16 protein-coding genes are annotated in these 13,930 nt (G+C 70.5%); 4 read left to right on the forward strand and 12 right to left on the reverse strand.

Going from position 1 to position 13,930, the window contains the following annotated elements; translation table 11 throughout:
- Positions 1 to 7 precede the first annotated feature (7 nt).
- The 3 genes from pyrE to ABD108_RS17965 are packed head-to-tail and all read right to left on the reverse strand — an operon-like array spanning position 8 to position 1,718.
- Positions 8 to 553 (reverse strand): orotate phosphoribosyltransferase, encoded by a 546-nt coding sequence (gene pyrE / locus ABD108_RS17955; protein WP_220656750.1) that lies wholly within the window; start codon positions 551 to 553, stop codon positions 8 to 10.
- Positions 550 to 1,239 (reverse strand): type III secretion system chaperone family protein, encoded by a 690-nt coding sequence (locus ABD108_RS17960; protein ID WP_220656751.1) that lies wholly within the window; start codon positions 1,237 to 1,239, stop codon positions 550 to 552. Before ABD108_RS17960 ends, pyrE begins: the two co-directional genes overlap by 4 nt.
- A 32-nt stretch (positions 1,240 to 1,271) precedes the next feature.
- Positions 1,272 to 1,718: a hypothetical protein gene (locus ABD108_RS17965; protein ID WP_220656752.1), complete on the reverse strand. Its 447-nt coding sequence runs from the start codon at positions 1,716 to 1,718 to the stop codon at positions 1,272 to 1,274.
- 122 nt (positions 1,719 to 1,840) lie between these two features.
- Here ABD108_RS17965 and ABD108_RS17970 point away from each other — a divergent pair, with 122 nt between their 5' ends.
- From ABD108_RS17970 to ABD108_RS17980, 3 genes are all read left to right on the forward strand, one after another.
- Positions 1,841 to 2,236, forward strand: a complete 396-nt coding sequence (locus ABD108_RS17970; RefSeq protein WP_220656753.1) for a YidH family protein — start codon at positions 1,841 to 1,843, stop codon at positions 2,234 to 2,236.
- Complete coding sequence (locus tag ABD108_RS17975) at positions 2,233 to 2,487, forward strand: hypothetical protein (RefSeq protein ID WP_343930982.1); 255 nt, start codon at positions 2,233 to 2,235, stop codon at positions 2,485 to 2,487. Before ABD108_RS17970 ends, ABD108_RS17975 begins: the two co-directional genes overlap by 4 nt.
- A 66-nt stretch (positions 2,488 to 2,553) precedes the next feature.
- Complete coding sequence (locus ABD108_RS17980) at positions 2,554 to 3,705, forward strand: glycerol dehydrogenase (protein ID WP_343930983.1); 1,152 nt, start codon at positions 2,554 to 2,556, stop codon at positions 3,703 to 3,705.
- 68 nt (positions 3,706 to 3,773) lie between these two features.
- On the opposite strand, the gene ABD108_RS17985 is transcribed toward ABD108_RS17980, so the two are convergent.
- The 5 genes from ABD108_RS17985 to ABD108_RS18005 all read right to left on the reverse strand — a co-directional run bounded on the left by ABD108_RS17985 (position 3,774) and on the right by ABD108_RS18005 (position 9,861).
- Entirely contained in the window at positions 3,774 to 4,535 is a 762-nt protein-coding gene (locus ABD108_RS17985; RefSeq protein ID WP_343930984.1) for an endonuclease domain-containing protein, read from the reverse strand.
- A gap of 197 nt (positions 4,536 to 4,732) precedes the next feature.
- Positions 4,733 to 5,113 carry a PPOX class F420-dependent oxidoreductase gene (locus ABD108_RS17990; protein ID WP_220656757.1) on the reverse strand — a complete coding sequence of 127 codons (381 nt, stop codon included), beginning with the start codon at positions 5,111 to 5,113 and terminating at the stop codon, positions 4,733 to 4,735.
- Between the two features lie 19 nt (positions 5,114 to 5,132).
- A complete protein-coding gene (locus ABD108_RS17995; protein WP_220656758.1) occupies positions 5,133 to 6,170 on the reverse strand; it encodes an alpha/beta hydrolase in 1,038 nt (345 codons plus the stop codon).
- Positions 6,171 to 6,261: 91 nt separating this feature from the next.
- On the reverse strand, positions 6,262 to 8,814 hold the full coding sequence (gene clpB, locus ABD108_RS18000) for an ATP-dependent chaperone ClpB (RefSeq protein WP_220656759.1): 2,553 nt from the start codon (positions 8,812 to 8,814) through the stop codon (positions 6,262 to 6,264).
- 156 nt (positions 8,815 to 8,970) lie between these two features.
- Positions 8,971 to 9,861: an SGNH/GDSL hydrolase family protein gene (locus tag ABD108_RS18005; protein ID WP_305110260.1), complete on the reverse strand. Its 891-nt coding sequence runs from the start codon at positions 9,859 to 9,861 to the stop codon at positions 8,971 to 8,973.
- Positions 9,862 to 10,094: 233 nt separating this feature from the next.
- Here ABD108_RS18005 and ABD108_RS18010 point away from each other — a divergent pair, with 233 nt between their 5' ends.
- Positions 10,095 to 11,243, forward strand: coding sequence for an FAD-binding oxidoreductase (locus tag ABD108_RS18010; RefSeq protein ID WP_305110261.1), 1,149 nt, complete (start codon positions 10,095 to 10,097; stop codon positions 11,241 to 11,243).
- A 2-nt stretch (positions 11,244 to 11,245) separates the two neighbouring features.
- Here the strand turns inward: ABD108_RS18010 and ABD108_RS18015 are convergent, their stop codons facing one another.
- The 4 genes from ABD108_RS18015 to dnaJ are packed head-to-tail and all read right to left on the reverse strand — an operon-like array spanning position 11,246 to position 13,925.
- Complete coding sequence (locus ABD108_RS18015) at positions 11,246 to 12,007, reverse strand: S1/P1 nuclease (protein WP_220656762.1); 762 nt, start codon at positions 12,005 to 12,007, stop codon at positions 11,246 to 11,248.
- Positions 12,008 to 12,051: 44 nt separating this feature from the next.
- Positions 12,052 to 12,312 (reverse strand): hypothetical protein, encoded by a 261-nt coding sequence (locus ABD108_RS18020; RefSeq protein ID WP_305110262.1) that lies wholly within the window; start codon positions 12,310 to 12,312, stop codon positions 12,052 to 12,054.
- Between the two features lie 21 nt (positions 12,313 to 12,333).
- On the reverse strand, positions 12,334 to 12,732 hold the full coding sequence (locus tag ABD108_RS18025) for a heat shock protein transcriptional repressor HspR (protein WP_220656764.1): 399 nt from the start codon (positions 12,730 to 12,732) through the stop codon (positions 12,334 to 12,336).
- Complete coding sequence (gene dnaJ, locus ABD108_RS18030; RefSeq protein WP_305110263.1) at positions 12,732 to 13,925, reverse strand: molecular chaperone DnaJ; 1,194 nt, start codon at positions 13,923 to 13,925, stop codon at positions 12,732 to 12,734. The genes ABD108_RS18025 and dnaJ overlap by 1 nt, the downstream gene beginning before the upstream one ends.
- Positions 13,926 to 13,930: the final 5 nt, after the last annotated feature.

Raw genomic sequence — 13,930 nt, forward strand, 5'->3', positions numbered from 1 at the left:
GGCTCGGTCAGAGTCCGAGATCGGCGAGGCCGAGCACCGAGCGGTACTCGAGGCCCTCTGCCGCGATCACGGTGGCGGCGTCGGTCTCGCGGTCCACCACGGTGGCCACACCCACGACCTCGGCGCCGATCTCACGCAGCGCGCGCACCGCCGTGAGCGGCGAGTTGCCGGTGGTGGTGGTGTCCTCGACCACGAGGACGCGCTTGCCGACCACGTCGGGGCCCTCCACCTGCCGCTGCATGCCGTGCGCCTTGGCGGCCTTGCGGACCACGAAGGCGTCGATCGGGCGGCCGGGTGCGTGCATCACGGAGGTGGCCACCGGGTCGGCGCCCAGGGTGAGTCCGCCGACCGCGGCGAAGTCCCAGTCGGCGGTGAGCTCGCGCAGCAGGCGGCCGATCAGCGGCGAGGCCTCGTGATGCAGCGTGGCGCGGCGCAGGTCCACGTAGTAGTCGGCCTCGCGACCGCTGGAGAGCGTGACCTTGCCGTGCACCACCGCGAGCTCGCGCACCAGTTCGGCGAGTCGGCTCTTGGCCGCCGGATCGAGAGCGCTCACCGTCGGGACTCCGAGCGCACCGGAACGGGCTGGCCCGGATCGCGGGGGCCGCCCGAGGTGACCACGCGGGCGTGGCCCTCCGGCGGGAGCACGCGGAGCAGGTCGCCGAAGCGGCGCACGGCCTCGAGGGCCTCGTCGAGATCGTCGGGATCGTCGGTGGCGGGCATCTGGCCCAGCGTCCAGGCGCCCTCGTTCCACAGTGACTCGATGTGGGCGGGCACCTGTTCGGCGAAGGTGATCATGCGGCGGTCGGCCACCCGGCGGCCCACCTCGGCGTTGTTGGTGTACAGGATCCGCGGTCCCAGGGCGCCCAGGGGCTCCATCCCGGGCTCGGTCGGTGGGTGCGCGTTCTCGGGGCGCAGGTCGAGCAGGGCGCCCGACGTGGCGCCGCGGTGCACGGCGGCGATGGTGGCGCTCTCAGCCAGGTCGAAGACGTAGGCGTTGGCACCGAAGTAGGTGCCGTGCGCCACGTCGACCACCGGCGGATCGCCGGGCATCGCCATGCCACCGCGGTGGAACTCGTCCTTGAGCGACGGGTCTTTCGCGGTGTAGACGAACTCGCGGCTCTCGGCCCAAGCCGCGCGCTCGGAGTGGACATTCGGCGTGTGCCCGCGGTCGTACCAGATGAGAGCAGCGGCGAGCGCCGCGCAGACCACCGCGAGGATCAGGAACACTACGTACGACATCGCCACCTACAGTAGCCGGTCGGTCGGCGGTTTCACCCGACCGATGGGGTACCGGCCACGGAGATCTGACCGGCATAGATGGCCAGCGCCGAGGAACCGTCGGCGCTCACCTGGATCATCACGACGTCGCCCACCTTGAGATCGGTGAGCTTGCCGCCGTGCGTGGTGGTCACCTGCGTCTCCGGTCCGGTCCGGAGTTCGACGGTGTTCCCGCCGGGCGCCGAGCGCACCTTGACCACCGAGGAATCGATGCTGAGGATCGCTCCGATCACCTCGCGACCAGGCGTGATCGCAACACCGGAGACCTTCTGATTCACCGGCACGCCGGCCGAGGAGGCCGCGGGCGCGGCCCGGCGCACGCTGCCGAGTTCGGAGGAGATGTGCAGGCTGTAGGCGATGCCGGCACCGACCACGCCGATACCGATGAGGCTGAGGATCGTGGCGAGCCAGGGGCCGCGGGACCGCGGTTCGTCGGTCATGCGCCACCTCCTCGCACCGTGTCGATCCTCCTCATTCCATGGTGCACGTGCTCCCGTGCCACCCCTGCAGAAACTAAGCCCCGTGTCTGAGATGCACCTGTGAATGGGGCGGGCGAATCACTATGACCCCCGCTAGCGTTGTCGGCGTGGCCGCTTTCCGCAGGTTCTGGCCGCCCCGCGAGCTCACCGAGGGCGAGGCGCCGGACGCACGATTCACCCTCGCCAACGAACGCACCTTCCTGGCCTGGATCCGCACGTCACTGGGCCTGATCGCCGCCGCGGTCGGGTTGGAGGCCTTCGCTCCGGAGGTGGTGCCCGAGGCGGTGCGCACCCCGCTGGTGGTGGTGCTGCTGGTCCTCGCCGCGCTGCTCGCCGGGTACGCCTTCCGACGGTGGCTGCGCGTCGAGGGAGCCATCCGCACCGGCCGGGCACCCGGCGGCTCCCCCGCCACGGTGGTGCTCGCGGCGGCGATCGCCGCAGCGGGCCTGGTGCTGGCCGCCGCGATCGCCTTCACATGAGCGCCCCGTCGACCCTTGCGGCGGAGCGCACGCAGCTCGCCCGGGTCCGCACCGTGATGGCGCTGGCGCTGGTGGGACGGCTGACGCTCGGTGGGCGGGCGTGGGCGGCGATCCTCTGTGCGGCCGTCGCGGTGGTGGGGCTGGGACTGGCGGTGCGGCTCGGCCGGGCGCCGACGGGGGCCGGACGCGCCCTGCTCCTGTCCGGCGCGGTGGTGGTGCTGGCGGCCGCCGCTGGACTCGGGCTGATCTGACGGCGTGCGTTTCCGGCCGACTCGTGCCACGTTGGAAAGTGACCCCAACGAAACGAGGAGCCACGCATGTCCGACACCGTCAGCACCGCGATCTTCGCCAGCCCGTCCCGCTACGTGCAGGGGCGAGGCGCTCTCGACTCCCTCGGCGAGCACGTCGCCAAGCTGGGGTCCACTCCCCTGATCGTGAGTGACGACACCGTGTGGGGCATCGTGCAGGACGGGGTGAGCGCCAGCTTCGACGCCGCCGGGCTCGCCGTGACGCGGGTGCCCTTCAAGCAGTTCGCGACGCCGGCCGCGGTGGACGAGCTGGTGGCGACGATCAGCTCCGGCGGCCACGACGTGATCCTCGGCGTGGGCGGCGGGTCCGCGATCGACGCCGCGAAGGCCGCCGGGCACCTCGCCGGCATCCGCTGGGTGAGCGTTCCCACCGCCGCCTCGTCCGATGCGCCCACCTCGACGCTCGCCGTGATCTACACGGAGACGGGCGAATTCCTGGAGTACCGCTTCTTCCCACGGAACCCGGACCTGGTGCTGATCGACACCCAGCTGGTGGCGAACGCCCCGGTGAGCCTGCTGGTGGCGGGCATCGGCGATGCGCTGGCCACCTGGATCGAGGCCCGCGCCACGCGCCGCGGTCGGGGCACCACGATGGCGGGCGGTCGCCCCACCCGCGCAGGCACCGCGCTCGCCGAGCTGTCGTGGGACATCCTGTGGGAGAACGCACTCCTGGCGATCGACGCCGTCCGCAGCAAGGTGGTGACCCCGGCGCTGGAATCGGTGGTGGAGGCGAACACGCTGCTCTCCGGCCTCGGCTTCGAGTCCGGTGGCCTGGCCGCCGCGCACGCGATCCACAACGGTCTCACCGCCGCGCCGCAGACGCACGGCCTCACTCACGGTCAGAAGGTGAACATCGGCTCGATCACGCAGCTGGTGCTGGAAGGCGCCCCGTCGGTGGAGATCGAGGACTTCATCGAGTTCACCACGCAGGTGGGACTTCCCAACTCGCTCACCGAGATCGGCCTCACGCCCGAGAACACCACCGAGCTGCAGGCCATCGCCGAGGCCGCGACCGCCGCGGCGGAGACCATCCACAACCTGCCCTCGCCCGTGACGCCCGCGCAGGTCGTCGACGCCCTCAAGGCCGTGGAGGCCATCTCCCGTCGCGTGCGCATCGAGCGCGGTCTCCCCGAGCCGGTGAAGTACATCGCCCCCCACTGACCTCACATCTTCGGTGCCGAATTGCGACGCAGAGATGTGTTGTCACCGCAGTTCGGCACCGAAGATGCTCAGCCGCTCCAGCCACGGTCACGCAGGGCGGCCCGCGCGCGTCGGATCAGCGCATCGCGACCGCCGCCGAGTGACGACGCGGTAGCGAGCACGATGTCCCAGCCGTAGTCGTGGCGCAGGGTGTTCCACCGCTCGACGTCGAGTCGGTGCTGCTCAGGATCACGGTGGTGGGCGCCGTCGTACTCGACTGCCACCCGGTACTCCTCCGCACCGAGATCCACCCGAAACCGCCCGCGATCGATCGCCACCTGCGGCTCGAAGACGGTCAGGCCCGCGCGGTGCAGCGCGAGCCGGGTGTGCGTCTCCGGTGGCGACTCCGCCCGCCCGTCCGCCGCCCCCAGCACGGCCGCGACGCGGCGCGATCGATGCAGGTTCCGGTGCTGGTCCAGGTACCGCCGCATCTCCTCGACGGTGGTTGCCGCTCGGCCCGCCTCGTCGAAGCGAAGGCACTGATCGACTGCCGCGACCGCATCATCACCCGGGATGTAACGGGCCAGATCGACCGCGGTGCGCACCCCGGTCGTGAAGGCGACGCCGTCGACGTCGACCACGTCCTCCTCCGGGAGAACGCAGCGGCGGATCACGAGCCCTCGGCGGCGGCGATGCTCCGGCAGCCACACCTCCGTCGGCTTCCCTGCGCAGTAGGCCACCGAATGGAGAGCCGCAGCGGTCCACCCGCAGAAGACCGCATCCGGGTACAGGAGCAGGACGGCGTCGATGCGATCACGCAGTGTGATCTCGCGGCCGACCGGCGAGCGCACGCCGTGGAGCACCTGTCGAAACGCACTCCGAACCAGGTGCGGTGATGCCACCGCGTTCAAGTCCCGAGTGCGAATCGCCACATCCATTGGACGCATCGGCAGCGCCGATGGTCCCCAACCACACATCTTCGGTGCACAACTGCGAGGAATCTGGAGTCTCCGCCGCAGTTCGGCACCGAAGATCGCCTCGGTGAGGGTCAGGCGGCGTCGCGGACCCGGATCCCGACGGTGCCGTTCGCGCCCCGTCGGATCTTGGAACCGGTCACGGTGAGCCAGCCGAGGATGCCGTACTTGCTGCGGATCTGGGTGCCGGCGTCACCGCCGTCGACGATCTCCGCGACACCGGCGACCTGCGGGCCCTCGGTCTTCTTGCCGCGGGCGTCGCAGGCCTGCACCAGGACGGCCGGATTCTTGCGGATCCGCTTGACCTTCCAGGAGTCGGTCACGGTCCACATCACCAGATCGGCACCGTCGCGCACGGCCCAGAGCGGGGTGGCCACCGCGCTGCCGTCCTTGCGGTAGGTGGTGAGCATGACGTACTTGGCGTCGGCGACACTGGCGACGGTGGCTGCACTCATGGGATCAGCGTAGACGCGGTCAGCCCGCGGAGTGCAGCTCCGCCGGACCGGGCCACCGATCGGGCACGCGGGTGGCGATCCAGCGGACGAGCGCCGCATTGACATCGGCGGGACGTTCCTCCGCCATCCAGTGCCCCGAGTCGACGATCACCTCGGTGAGATCGGAGCACGCCGCACGCATCGGATCGGCCAGCCGCGAGCGCACCGTCTCCAGGGTGGCGTCGTAGCGGCCGTGCAGGAACAGCACCGGTACGTCGATCCGCCCGCCGGCGAGTTCCCGGGAGGCGTACTCGGCATCGGCGGGACCGTTGACGTACCAGGAGTTGGGGCCCGCCATGCCGTTCCGTTCGAACGCGGCGACGTAGATCGCGTGGTCCTGCGGCGTCAGCACGGCGGGGTCGATCGGCAGCTGCGGCACGGGTCCACCGCCGAACCAGCCGCCGTTGCGGCTGATCAGCGCGGTGGGACCGGGGCCGTCGAGGTGCGAGGCATCACCGGGACGGAACAGGGCGGCGATGAAATGCGGTATGTCGCTCTCGAACTGGGCCGTGATCGCGTCGAAGGACTTGAGGTACTGGACCTGGTAGTCCCACTGACCGTACGGGTACTCGTCGGCCGGGTACTTCGCGCGGTCGATCAGATCGACGGGCCCGGGTCCGCCCGAGGGGAAGTGCGGCACGTTGAGGGAGGCGACGGCGTCGACCACCTCGGGATGGTGGGTGGCGATGTTCCAGACGACGGGTGAGCCCCAGTCGTGGCCGATCCAGATCGCGGTGCTGCGGCCGAGGGCGGCCAGCAGTTCCAGCATGTCGGCCACGATCTCCTCCCGACGGTACGCGGCCTTCTCGGCGGGCACGCTGGAGGTTCCGTAGCCCCGCATGTCCGGTGCCACGCAGCGGAATCCGAGCTCGCCGAGCGCACGGAGCTGGTGTCGCCAGGAGTGCGAGAGCTCGGGCCAGCCGTGGCAGAGGATCAGCAGCGGACCGTCGTCCGGCCCGGACGCGAGGTAGCCGGTGGTGTGCCGTTCCGTGCGCACCGTGTGCGGGGTGATCGTCATGGCTCCAGCCTGTCACCGAACCGTCCGCGGCGCCCCCGGACACACGAAAGCGGGCGCGACCGTGTGGTCGCGCCCGCTCATCGTGTGCGGGTCAGCTGATGATCAGCCGGTCGCCGTCGTCGCTGACGGTGACCTTCACCGGATCGCCGTCGCGGACATCCCCCGCGAGCAGCGACTTGGCGAGCTGGTCGCCGATCGACTGCTGCACCAGGCGGCGCAGCGGCCGCGCGCCGTACAGCGGGTCGAAACCGCGCTCGGCGAGCCAGGACTTCGCCTCGTCGGACACCTGCAGGTCGAGCCGGCGCTGGGACAGCCGCTTGCGTAGCTGGTCCAGCTGGATGTCCACGATGCCGGTCAGCTGGCCGGAATCGAGCGAGTCGAAGATGAGCACATCGTCGAGCCGGTTGATGAACTCCGGCTTGAACTTCGCGCGCACTGCGTTCATCACGTGGTCCTTATCGCCACCCGCACCGAGGTTGGAGGTGAGGATCAGGATCGTGTTGCGGAAGTCCACGGTACGACCCTGGCCGTCGGTGAGACGGCCCTCGTCGAGCACCTGCAGCAGCACGTCGAAGACGTCCGGGTGCGCCTTCTCGACCTCGTCGAACAGCACCACCGTGTAGGGGCGGCGCCGCACGGCCTCGGTCAGCTGGCCGCCGGCCTCGTAGCCGACGTACCCGGGAGGCGCGCCGACGAGCCGTGCGACGGAGTGCTTCTCGCCGTACTCGGACATGTCGATGCGCACCATGGCGCGCTCGTCGTCGAACAGGAACTCCGCGAGCCCCTTGGCCAGCTCCGTCTTGCCCACGCCGGTGGGGCCGAGGAACAGGAACGAGCCGGTGGGACGGTTCGGGTCGGAGACGCCGGCACGGGTGCGGCGCACCGCATCCGAGACCGCCTCCACGGCGGCCTCCTGGCCGATCACGCGCTTGCCGATCTCCGACTCCATGCGCAGCAGCTTCGCCGTCTCGCCCTCGAGCATGCGGCCGGCGGGGATGCCGGTCCAGGCGGAGACCACGTCGGCCACGTCGTCGGGGCCGACCTCCTCCTTGAGCATGACGTCGCCGTCGGACGCGGCGCCCGAGTGGGCCACCGCCTCGTCGAGCTCCTTCTCCAGCGCGGGGATCTGGCCGTAGCGCAGCTCCGCCGCACGGCCGAGATCGCCGTCGCGCTCGGCGCGCTCGGACTCACCCTTGAGGTTCTCGAGCTGCTCCTTGAGCGTGCGCACCGAGTCGATCGCCGACTTCTCGTTCTGCCAGCGCGAATTCAGCTGCGCCAGCTTCTCCTTGTGGTCGGCGAGTTCGCCGCGCAGCTTCTCCAGCCGGTCGACGGAGGCCGCGTCGGTCTCCTTCGACAGCGCCATCTCCTCGATCTCGAGGCGACGGACCAGCCGCTCCTCCGCGTCGATCTCCTCCGGGCGGGAGTCGATCTCCATGCGCAGGCGCGACGCGGCCTCATCGACGAGGTCGATCGCCTTGTCGGGCAGGAAGCGCGAGGTGATGTACCGGTCCGACAGCGATGCGGCCGAGACGAGCGCGGAGTCGGTGATGCGCACACCGTGGTGCACCTCGTACCGCTCCTTGAGCCCGCGCAGGATGCCGATCGTGTCCTCGACCGAGGGCTCGCCCACCAGCACCTGCTGGAAGCGGCGCTCGAGCGCGGCGTCCTTCTCGATGTACTGCCGGTACTCGTCGAGCGTGGTGGCGCCCACGAGCCGGAGCTCGCCGCGCGCCAGCATCGGCTTGATCATGTTGCCCGCGTCCATCGCGGAATCGCCGGTGGCACCGGCGCCCACGATGGTGTGCAGCTCGTCGATGAAGGTGATGATCTGCCCGGCCGAGTTCTTGATCTCGTCGAGCACGGCCTTGAGCCGCTCCTCGAACTCGCCGCGATACTTCGCGCCCGCGACCATCGCGCCCAGGTCGAGCGAGATCACCGTCTTACCGCGCAGCGATTCGGGCACGTCGCCCGTCACCACGCGCTGGGCCAGGCCCTCGACGATGGCGGTCTTGCCGACGCCGGGCTCGCCGATGAGCACCGGGTTGTTCTTGGTGCGGCGGGACAGTACCTGGACCACGCGACGGATCTCGTTGTCGCGCCCGATGACCGGGTCGAGCTTGCCCTCGCGGGCCCGCGCGGTGAGGTCGGTCGAGTACTTCTCCAGGGCCTGGTACTGGCCCTCGGGATCCTGCGAGGTGACCTTCGCGCTACCGCGGACGGCGGTGAAGGCCTCCCGGATCGCCTGCGGGGTGGCGCCGGCGTTCACCAGGATCTGGGCGGTCTCGCCGCCGGCCTCGGACAGGCCGTAGAGCACGTGCTCGGTGGAGACGTACTGGTCGCCCATCTCGGTGGCGAGCTTCTGCGCAGCCGTGATGGACGCGAGTGACTCGCGGCTCAGCTGCGGCTGCGTGGTGGAACCGCTGGCCTTGGGCTTGCGGTCCACGAGCTCCTGCGCACGGTTGCGCACGGTGACGGGATCGACGCCCACCGCCTTGAGCAGCGGCGCGGCGATGCCGTCGGTCTGGTCCAGCAGCGCGACCAGCAGGTGCGCCGGAGAGATCTCCGGGTTGCCCGCGGCCGATGCCGCCTGCAGAGCCGAGGTGAGCGCGGCCTGCGTCTTGGTGGTGGGATTGAACGAATCCACTCTTCTGTGCCCTCCTGGGTCGTCTCGAACATGTCGTGCAACCTGAGCCCTGCTGGCTCAAGTATGCCCTTATGTAGAGAACAACGCACCAAGAGTTGAGTCTGTTCCACTCAAGGCAGAGAATTTTTCGCAGCACCCCCGCACGGGTGCGCCGAATCAGGCGAGGGCGGCCACGCGCTCCGCAATCTGGGCATGTGCACCGGCGGCCGGGTGACCATCGGCCTGCGCCGGGTACTGCCAGCCCTCACCCAGCGGCGAGATGACCTTCACCGACGGGTCCACAGAGCGGGCGGCGTCGATGATCGTCGCGTCCGTGCGGTTGGCGGCCGCGCCGCTGCGCACCGACGGGAACACGGTGACCACCGCGACCTGCGCGCGCGGCGCCTGGGCGCGCACCGTCTGGACCACCTTCCGGACCTGTCCGGCCACCACGGCGTCGGGGGCTCCGACGTCGTTCGACCCGGCCTGCAACACCACCAGGCCCGGGTTCCGGGCGGGCAGGTTCGCGGCCGAGGTGAGGCGGGCGATCGATCCGTCCGCGTACCCGGCGCCGGTCTTGGCGCTCACGTACACCGGGCGGCCGGTCTCGGCGCTCACCCGGCTCGGGTAGGCGGAGGTCTTCGAGACGCCGTAGCCGGTGGAGATCGACGCGCCGATCACCACGATGGAGCGACGGTCCGCTGATCGCTGCGACTTGGGCTGTGCCACCGGACGCTGGATGGGCGCGCGCTGGGCGACCGGGCGCTCGACGGCCACCCGCTGCACGACGGCCTTATCGACGGTGGCGGTCGCGGCGGGGACCTTCGCGACCGCGGCGCGGATGGCGGGCGTCGTGGCGGCGGGAGCCTTCACGACCGAGACCTCGGCGGCGGGAGCCTTCGCGACGGCGGGGACCTCGGCGGCCGGCGGCGTCGGGTCCGCGGAGGCCTGGGCGGCGGCGAAGGGCGCCAGGGCCATTCCCGCTCCGATCGCCAGGCCGTAGCCCCAGCGCCGCAGGTTCTTCCGACCACGCAGTCCGGCCATGCGGATAGCCCTTCTCTCGATCATGTGCGAACACCTCGCCGCGGGATTCGCGACAGATCACTTCCGCCGGCCTGCGCCTCGCGGTCGACGCCCTGAAATGTACTCGACCAGGGGCCCGCGCAGCCATACCGACACCGCGACCGTGACCAAGATGCGACACACTTCGCAACCGTGTCACAGGGTCCGGGTGGTGCCCCGAATCCGCAGGTAGGATGGCCCGGTCGGAAACTGATGCCAGCAGCAGGAGCGTGAGAGTCGTGGGTTCGCATTCGCGGCACGGTCTGACGCAGATCGCGAACGACCTGCGTCCGCTGTCGGACGAGTTCACCAAGCACCTCTTCGCGCGGCTGTTCGCGCTCGATCCGTCGCTGCGCGACCTGTTCCCCGCCAGCATGTCGGCGCACCGCGATGTCTTCTACCGGGTGCTCGACCACGTGCTCACCACCATCCCGCGCGCCGAGGACCACGAGGAGCTGATCGAGTTCCTCGCCCAGCTGGGCCGCGATCACCGCAAGTACGGGCTCACCGAGGCGCATTACGCCACCATGGGCACGGCGCTCTCGGCGGAGGTGCACGCCGTCTATCAGTCGCACGGCGGACTCGACGCCGAGGACACCGCGGTGCTCGAGCAGGCGATCCAGTTGATGACCGGCGTGATGCGCGGCGGCGCCCACTCCGATCCGACGCCGGCGCGACGCAGCGCCCAGGTGGTCGACGTGCTCCGGCCGCACCCCGGGCTCACCGTCGTGCGCCTGGTGGCCGAGCAGCCCCTGCTGTTCCGCCCCGGACAGTACGTGGAGACGCAGATCCCGCAGGTGCCCCGGCAGTGGCGCCCCTTCTCCCTGGCGATGCCGCCGAACACGCAGGGCCAGATGGAGTTCCATGTGCGCGCGGTACCCGGCGGCGATCTGTCCAGCACCGTGCACTCGGAGACCCGGCCCGGGGATCAGTGGCAGTTCGGCCAGGTACACGGGCTGATGCGGGTCGACGGTACGCGGCCGGTCACCATGATCGCGGGCGGCACCGGGCTGGCGCCGATGAAGTCGATCCTGTTGGCGATGGCCGCCAGCGCGAACAATCCCGACGTGCACCTGCTGATGGGGGCTCGCTCGCCCGGACTGCTCTACGACGCGGAATCGCTCGCGATGCTGGCCGCCACCAACCCGTGGCTGCGGATCACCCAGGTGACCGATACGCGGCGGGATCCGTGGTGGCTCAAGACGCCGGCCACGCCGGCGCGGGCCCTGCCGCTGCGGCACGGCTCCGTGGTCGAGGCGATGGCGGGGCTGGATCTGCGCGAGCAGCGGGTGCTCATCGCCGGACCGTCCGGCCTGGTCCACTCGGCCCGCGACGCCGCACTGCGCGCCGGCGCCGATCCCGATGAGGTTCTGCACGATCCGATCTGAGGTCAGCCGAGGGTGTCGGTGAGCAGGCGCCCCAGCCGCTCCCCCGCCAACCGAAGCTGCGCCTCGGCGATCGGGCGGTACTTCGCGGTGTAGTCGGCGCCGATCACCGACGACGACGGGTACGCGTCCACCGCGATCCGGCAGCTCTCCTGCGCCCACTGCGCGGGGTCGGTCGATCCGGTCTGCGGCGCGGGCAGCGCGGTGACGCGGGCGCCGCTGCCGCCGTCGAGCAGGCCGGAGTCCCAGACCGCGTGCAGGTTCGTGGACCTGCCGTTGTAGGTGAGCTTGACGCTGTTGCCGCCGCGATCCTTGGCGTAGCCGGTGTGCATGGGCTGCTCGATGTCGCCGACGAAGTGCACCAGGAACTTCAGTGCATCGCGGCGTTGGTCGGCGGGCTTGGACTTGTCGGCGAGGATCGCGGTCTGGTTGCGGATCGTCTCGATGACATTGGCGCCGCCGGAGCCGTTGATCTCGGGTGCGTAGACGCAGCCGTTCTCGGCGATGTTCACGAAGTGCCAGGGCGCGGTTGCTGCGCCCTCCGGGGTGGAGCGGTAGTCATCGGCCCAGGAGGCGACACCGGCGAGCGTCGGATTCGGTTCGCCCTGTAGCAGGTTCGCGACCTCCGCGGTGGCCGCGGGGCTGAGCCGCGCGGCGGCCACGGAGCCCACGATGCCGTGGCCCTCGACGCCCCAGGCGGAGGCCGGGGCGATGGAGACGAACGTCAGGGCGGTGGCGGTGGCCAGGACCGTCGCGATTCGTTTCATACGATAACTATCAGGGCCGGGGACGGAGCCCGCAACCCGAGCTGTCACACGGGCCAGGCGTCCAGGCGCTCCCACGTCCCGAAGTGCGGCGGTTCGCCGCAGGAGACGACGAGACCCGCGTCGCTCACGAGCGAACGCGGGTCGTAGTCGTCGATGAAGTACAGCGCCGTCGGGTCGACGGTCACCTCGTCCGGCACCTCCCCGTCGACGATGGCCAGCCGGAAACCGGCCCCGTCGTCGGTGGGGTGGTGCCGCACGGTGGTCCGGCCGCCGTCGCTGCGACGGAAGACGATGCGCTCGCTCATGGGAGCGATGCTGCCACCGATTCAGTCGCGGCGCCGGGTGCGCGGTTGCCACACCACGAGCGCGCTGGACTTGGGCACGTGCACGAGCTCGGCACCGGTGCGGTGCACGTTCTCGAGCTGCGTGGTCAGTTCCTGCACGCGCCGTTGCAGCGCGTCCACCTGGTTGGTCAGGTCGATGATCCGTTTGATGCCGGCGAGGTTCACGCCCTCGTCCTGCGAGAGTCGCTGCACCTCGCGGAGCAGGTCCACATCGCGGGTGGAGTACCGCCGACCCCCGCCCGCCGACCGCTCGGGCTTCACGAGCCCGAGGCGGTCGTACGTGCGGAGTGTCTGTGCATGCATCCCGGCCAGCTGTGCGGCCACCGAGATCATGAAGACGTGGGCGTCCGGATCGTCAGGAATCTCCGGAGGTCGGTTCATTACGCACCCGCCCATCCGCTCCGCGGATCGAAGCCGGAGGCCCGTTCCGCTTCCGCGTACGCGCGCAGCGCATCCTGTGCCGCATCGTCCAGCGACGAGGGCACCGCCACCTGCACCTTGACCAGCAGATCGCCGTGGCCGCCCGACCGCTTGGGCACACCGCGACCGCGCACCCGGAGGGTGCGGCCGTCGGTGGTGCCCGCGGGGATCTTCACGCCCACCGGCTGCGCCAGCGTCGGCACGGTGACCGTGGCGCCCAGCGCCAGCTCCGAGAAGCTGACGGGCAGGGTCACCAGCAGATCGTCCCCGTTGCGGGTGAAGACGTCGTCCGCCTTCACGTGCACGGTCACGAACAGATCGCCCGACGGTGCGCCGCGCATCCCGGCCTGCCCCTGGCCGGCCAGGCGGATGCGCTGACCGTCCTTGACGCCGGGCGGGATCTTCACGTTCACCGTGCGGGTGCGCACGGTGACGCCGGTGCCGTTGCAGTCGGTGCAGGGATCGTCGATCACCGAGCCGGTGCCGCGGCAGTCAGGGCAGGGCTCGGAGAAGCTGAACGCTCCCTGGTTCCGGCTCACGAGCCCGGAACCGTTGCAGGACTGACACACCCGCGGGCTGGTACCCGGCTTGGCGCCGGAGCCGTGGCAGGTGGTGCAGGGCGACGGTGACGTCAGCGTGATCGGTGTGGTGACACCGAGCGTGGCGTCCCGGAAGCCGAGGGTGATCTCGGATTCCAGATCGTTGCCCCGCCGCGGCCGCGAGGGCTGCGGGCCGGGGCCCGGAGCCGCGCCACCGGCACGGTTGAACAGCCCCTCGAAGATGTCCCCGAATCCGCCGCCGCCGCCGTTCGTGGCGCCGTCGAAGATGTCGGAGAACGAGAAGCCGCCCGAACCGCCACCGGTGTTGCCGAAGCCGCCGGTACCGAAGCCGCCACCGCCGGAGCCGAATCGACCGCCGCCGAACAGGCGCCGGGTCTCGTCGTACTCCTTGCGCTTGGCCGGATCCGACAGCACCGAGTTCGCCTCGGAGACGCGCTTGAACCGCTCCTCCGCCTTCGCGTCCCCCGGATTGCGGTCCGGGTGCAGCTCGGCGGCCAGTTTCCGGTAGGCCTTCTTGATGTCGTCCTGGCTGGCATCGGAGCTGACACCCAGTTCCTTGTAGAAGTCCTGTTCAACCCATTCCCTCTGGGTCACCGGGC

The organism is Tsukamurella strandjordii, from assembly GCF_039525985.1.
Classification (GTDB): Bacteria; Actinomycetota; Actinomycetes; order Mycobacteriales; family Mycobacteriaceae; genus Tsukamurella; species Tsukamurella strandjordii.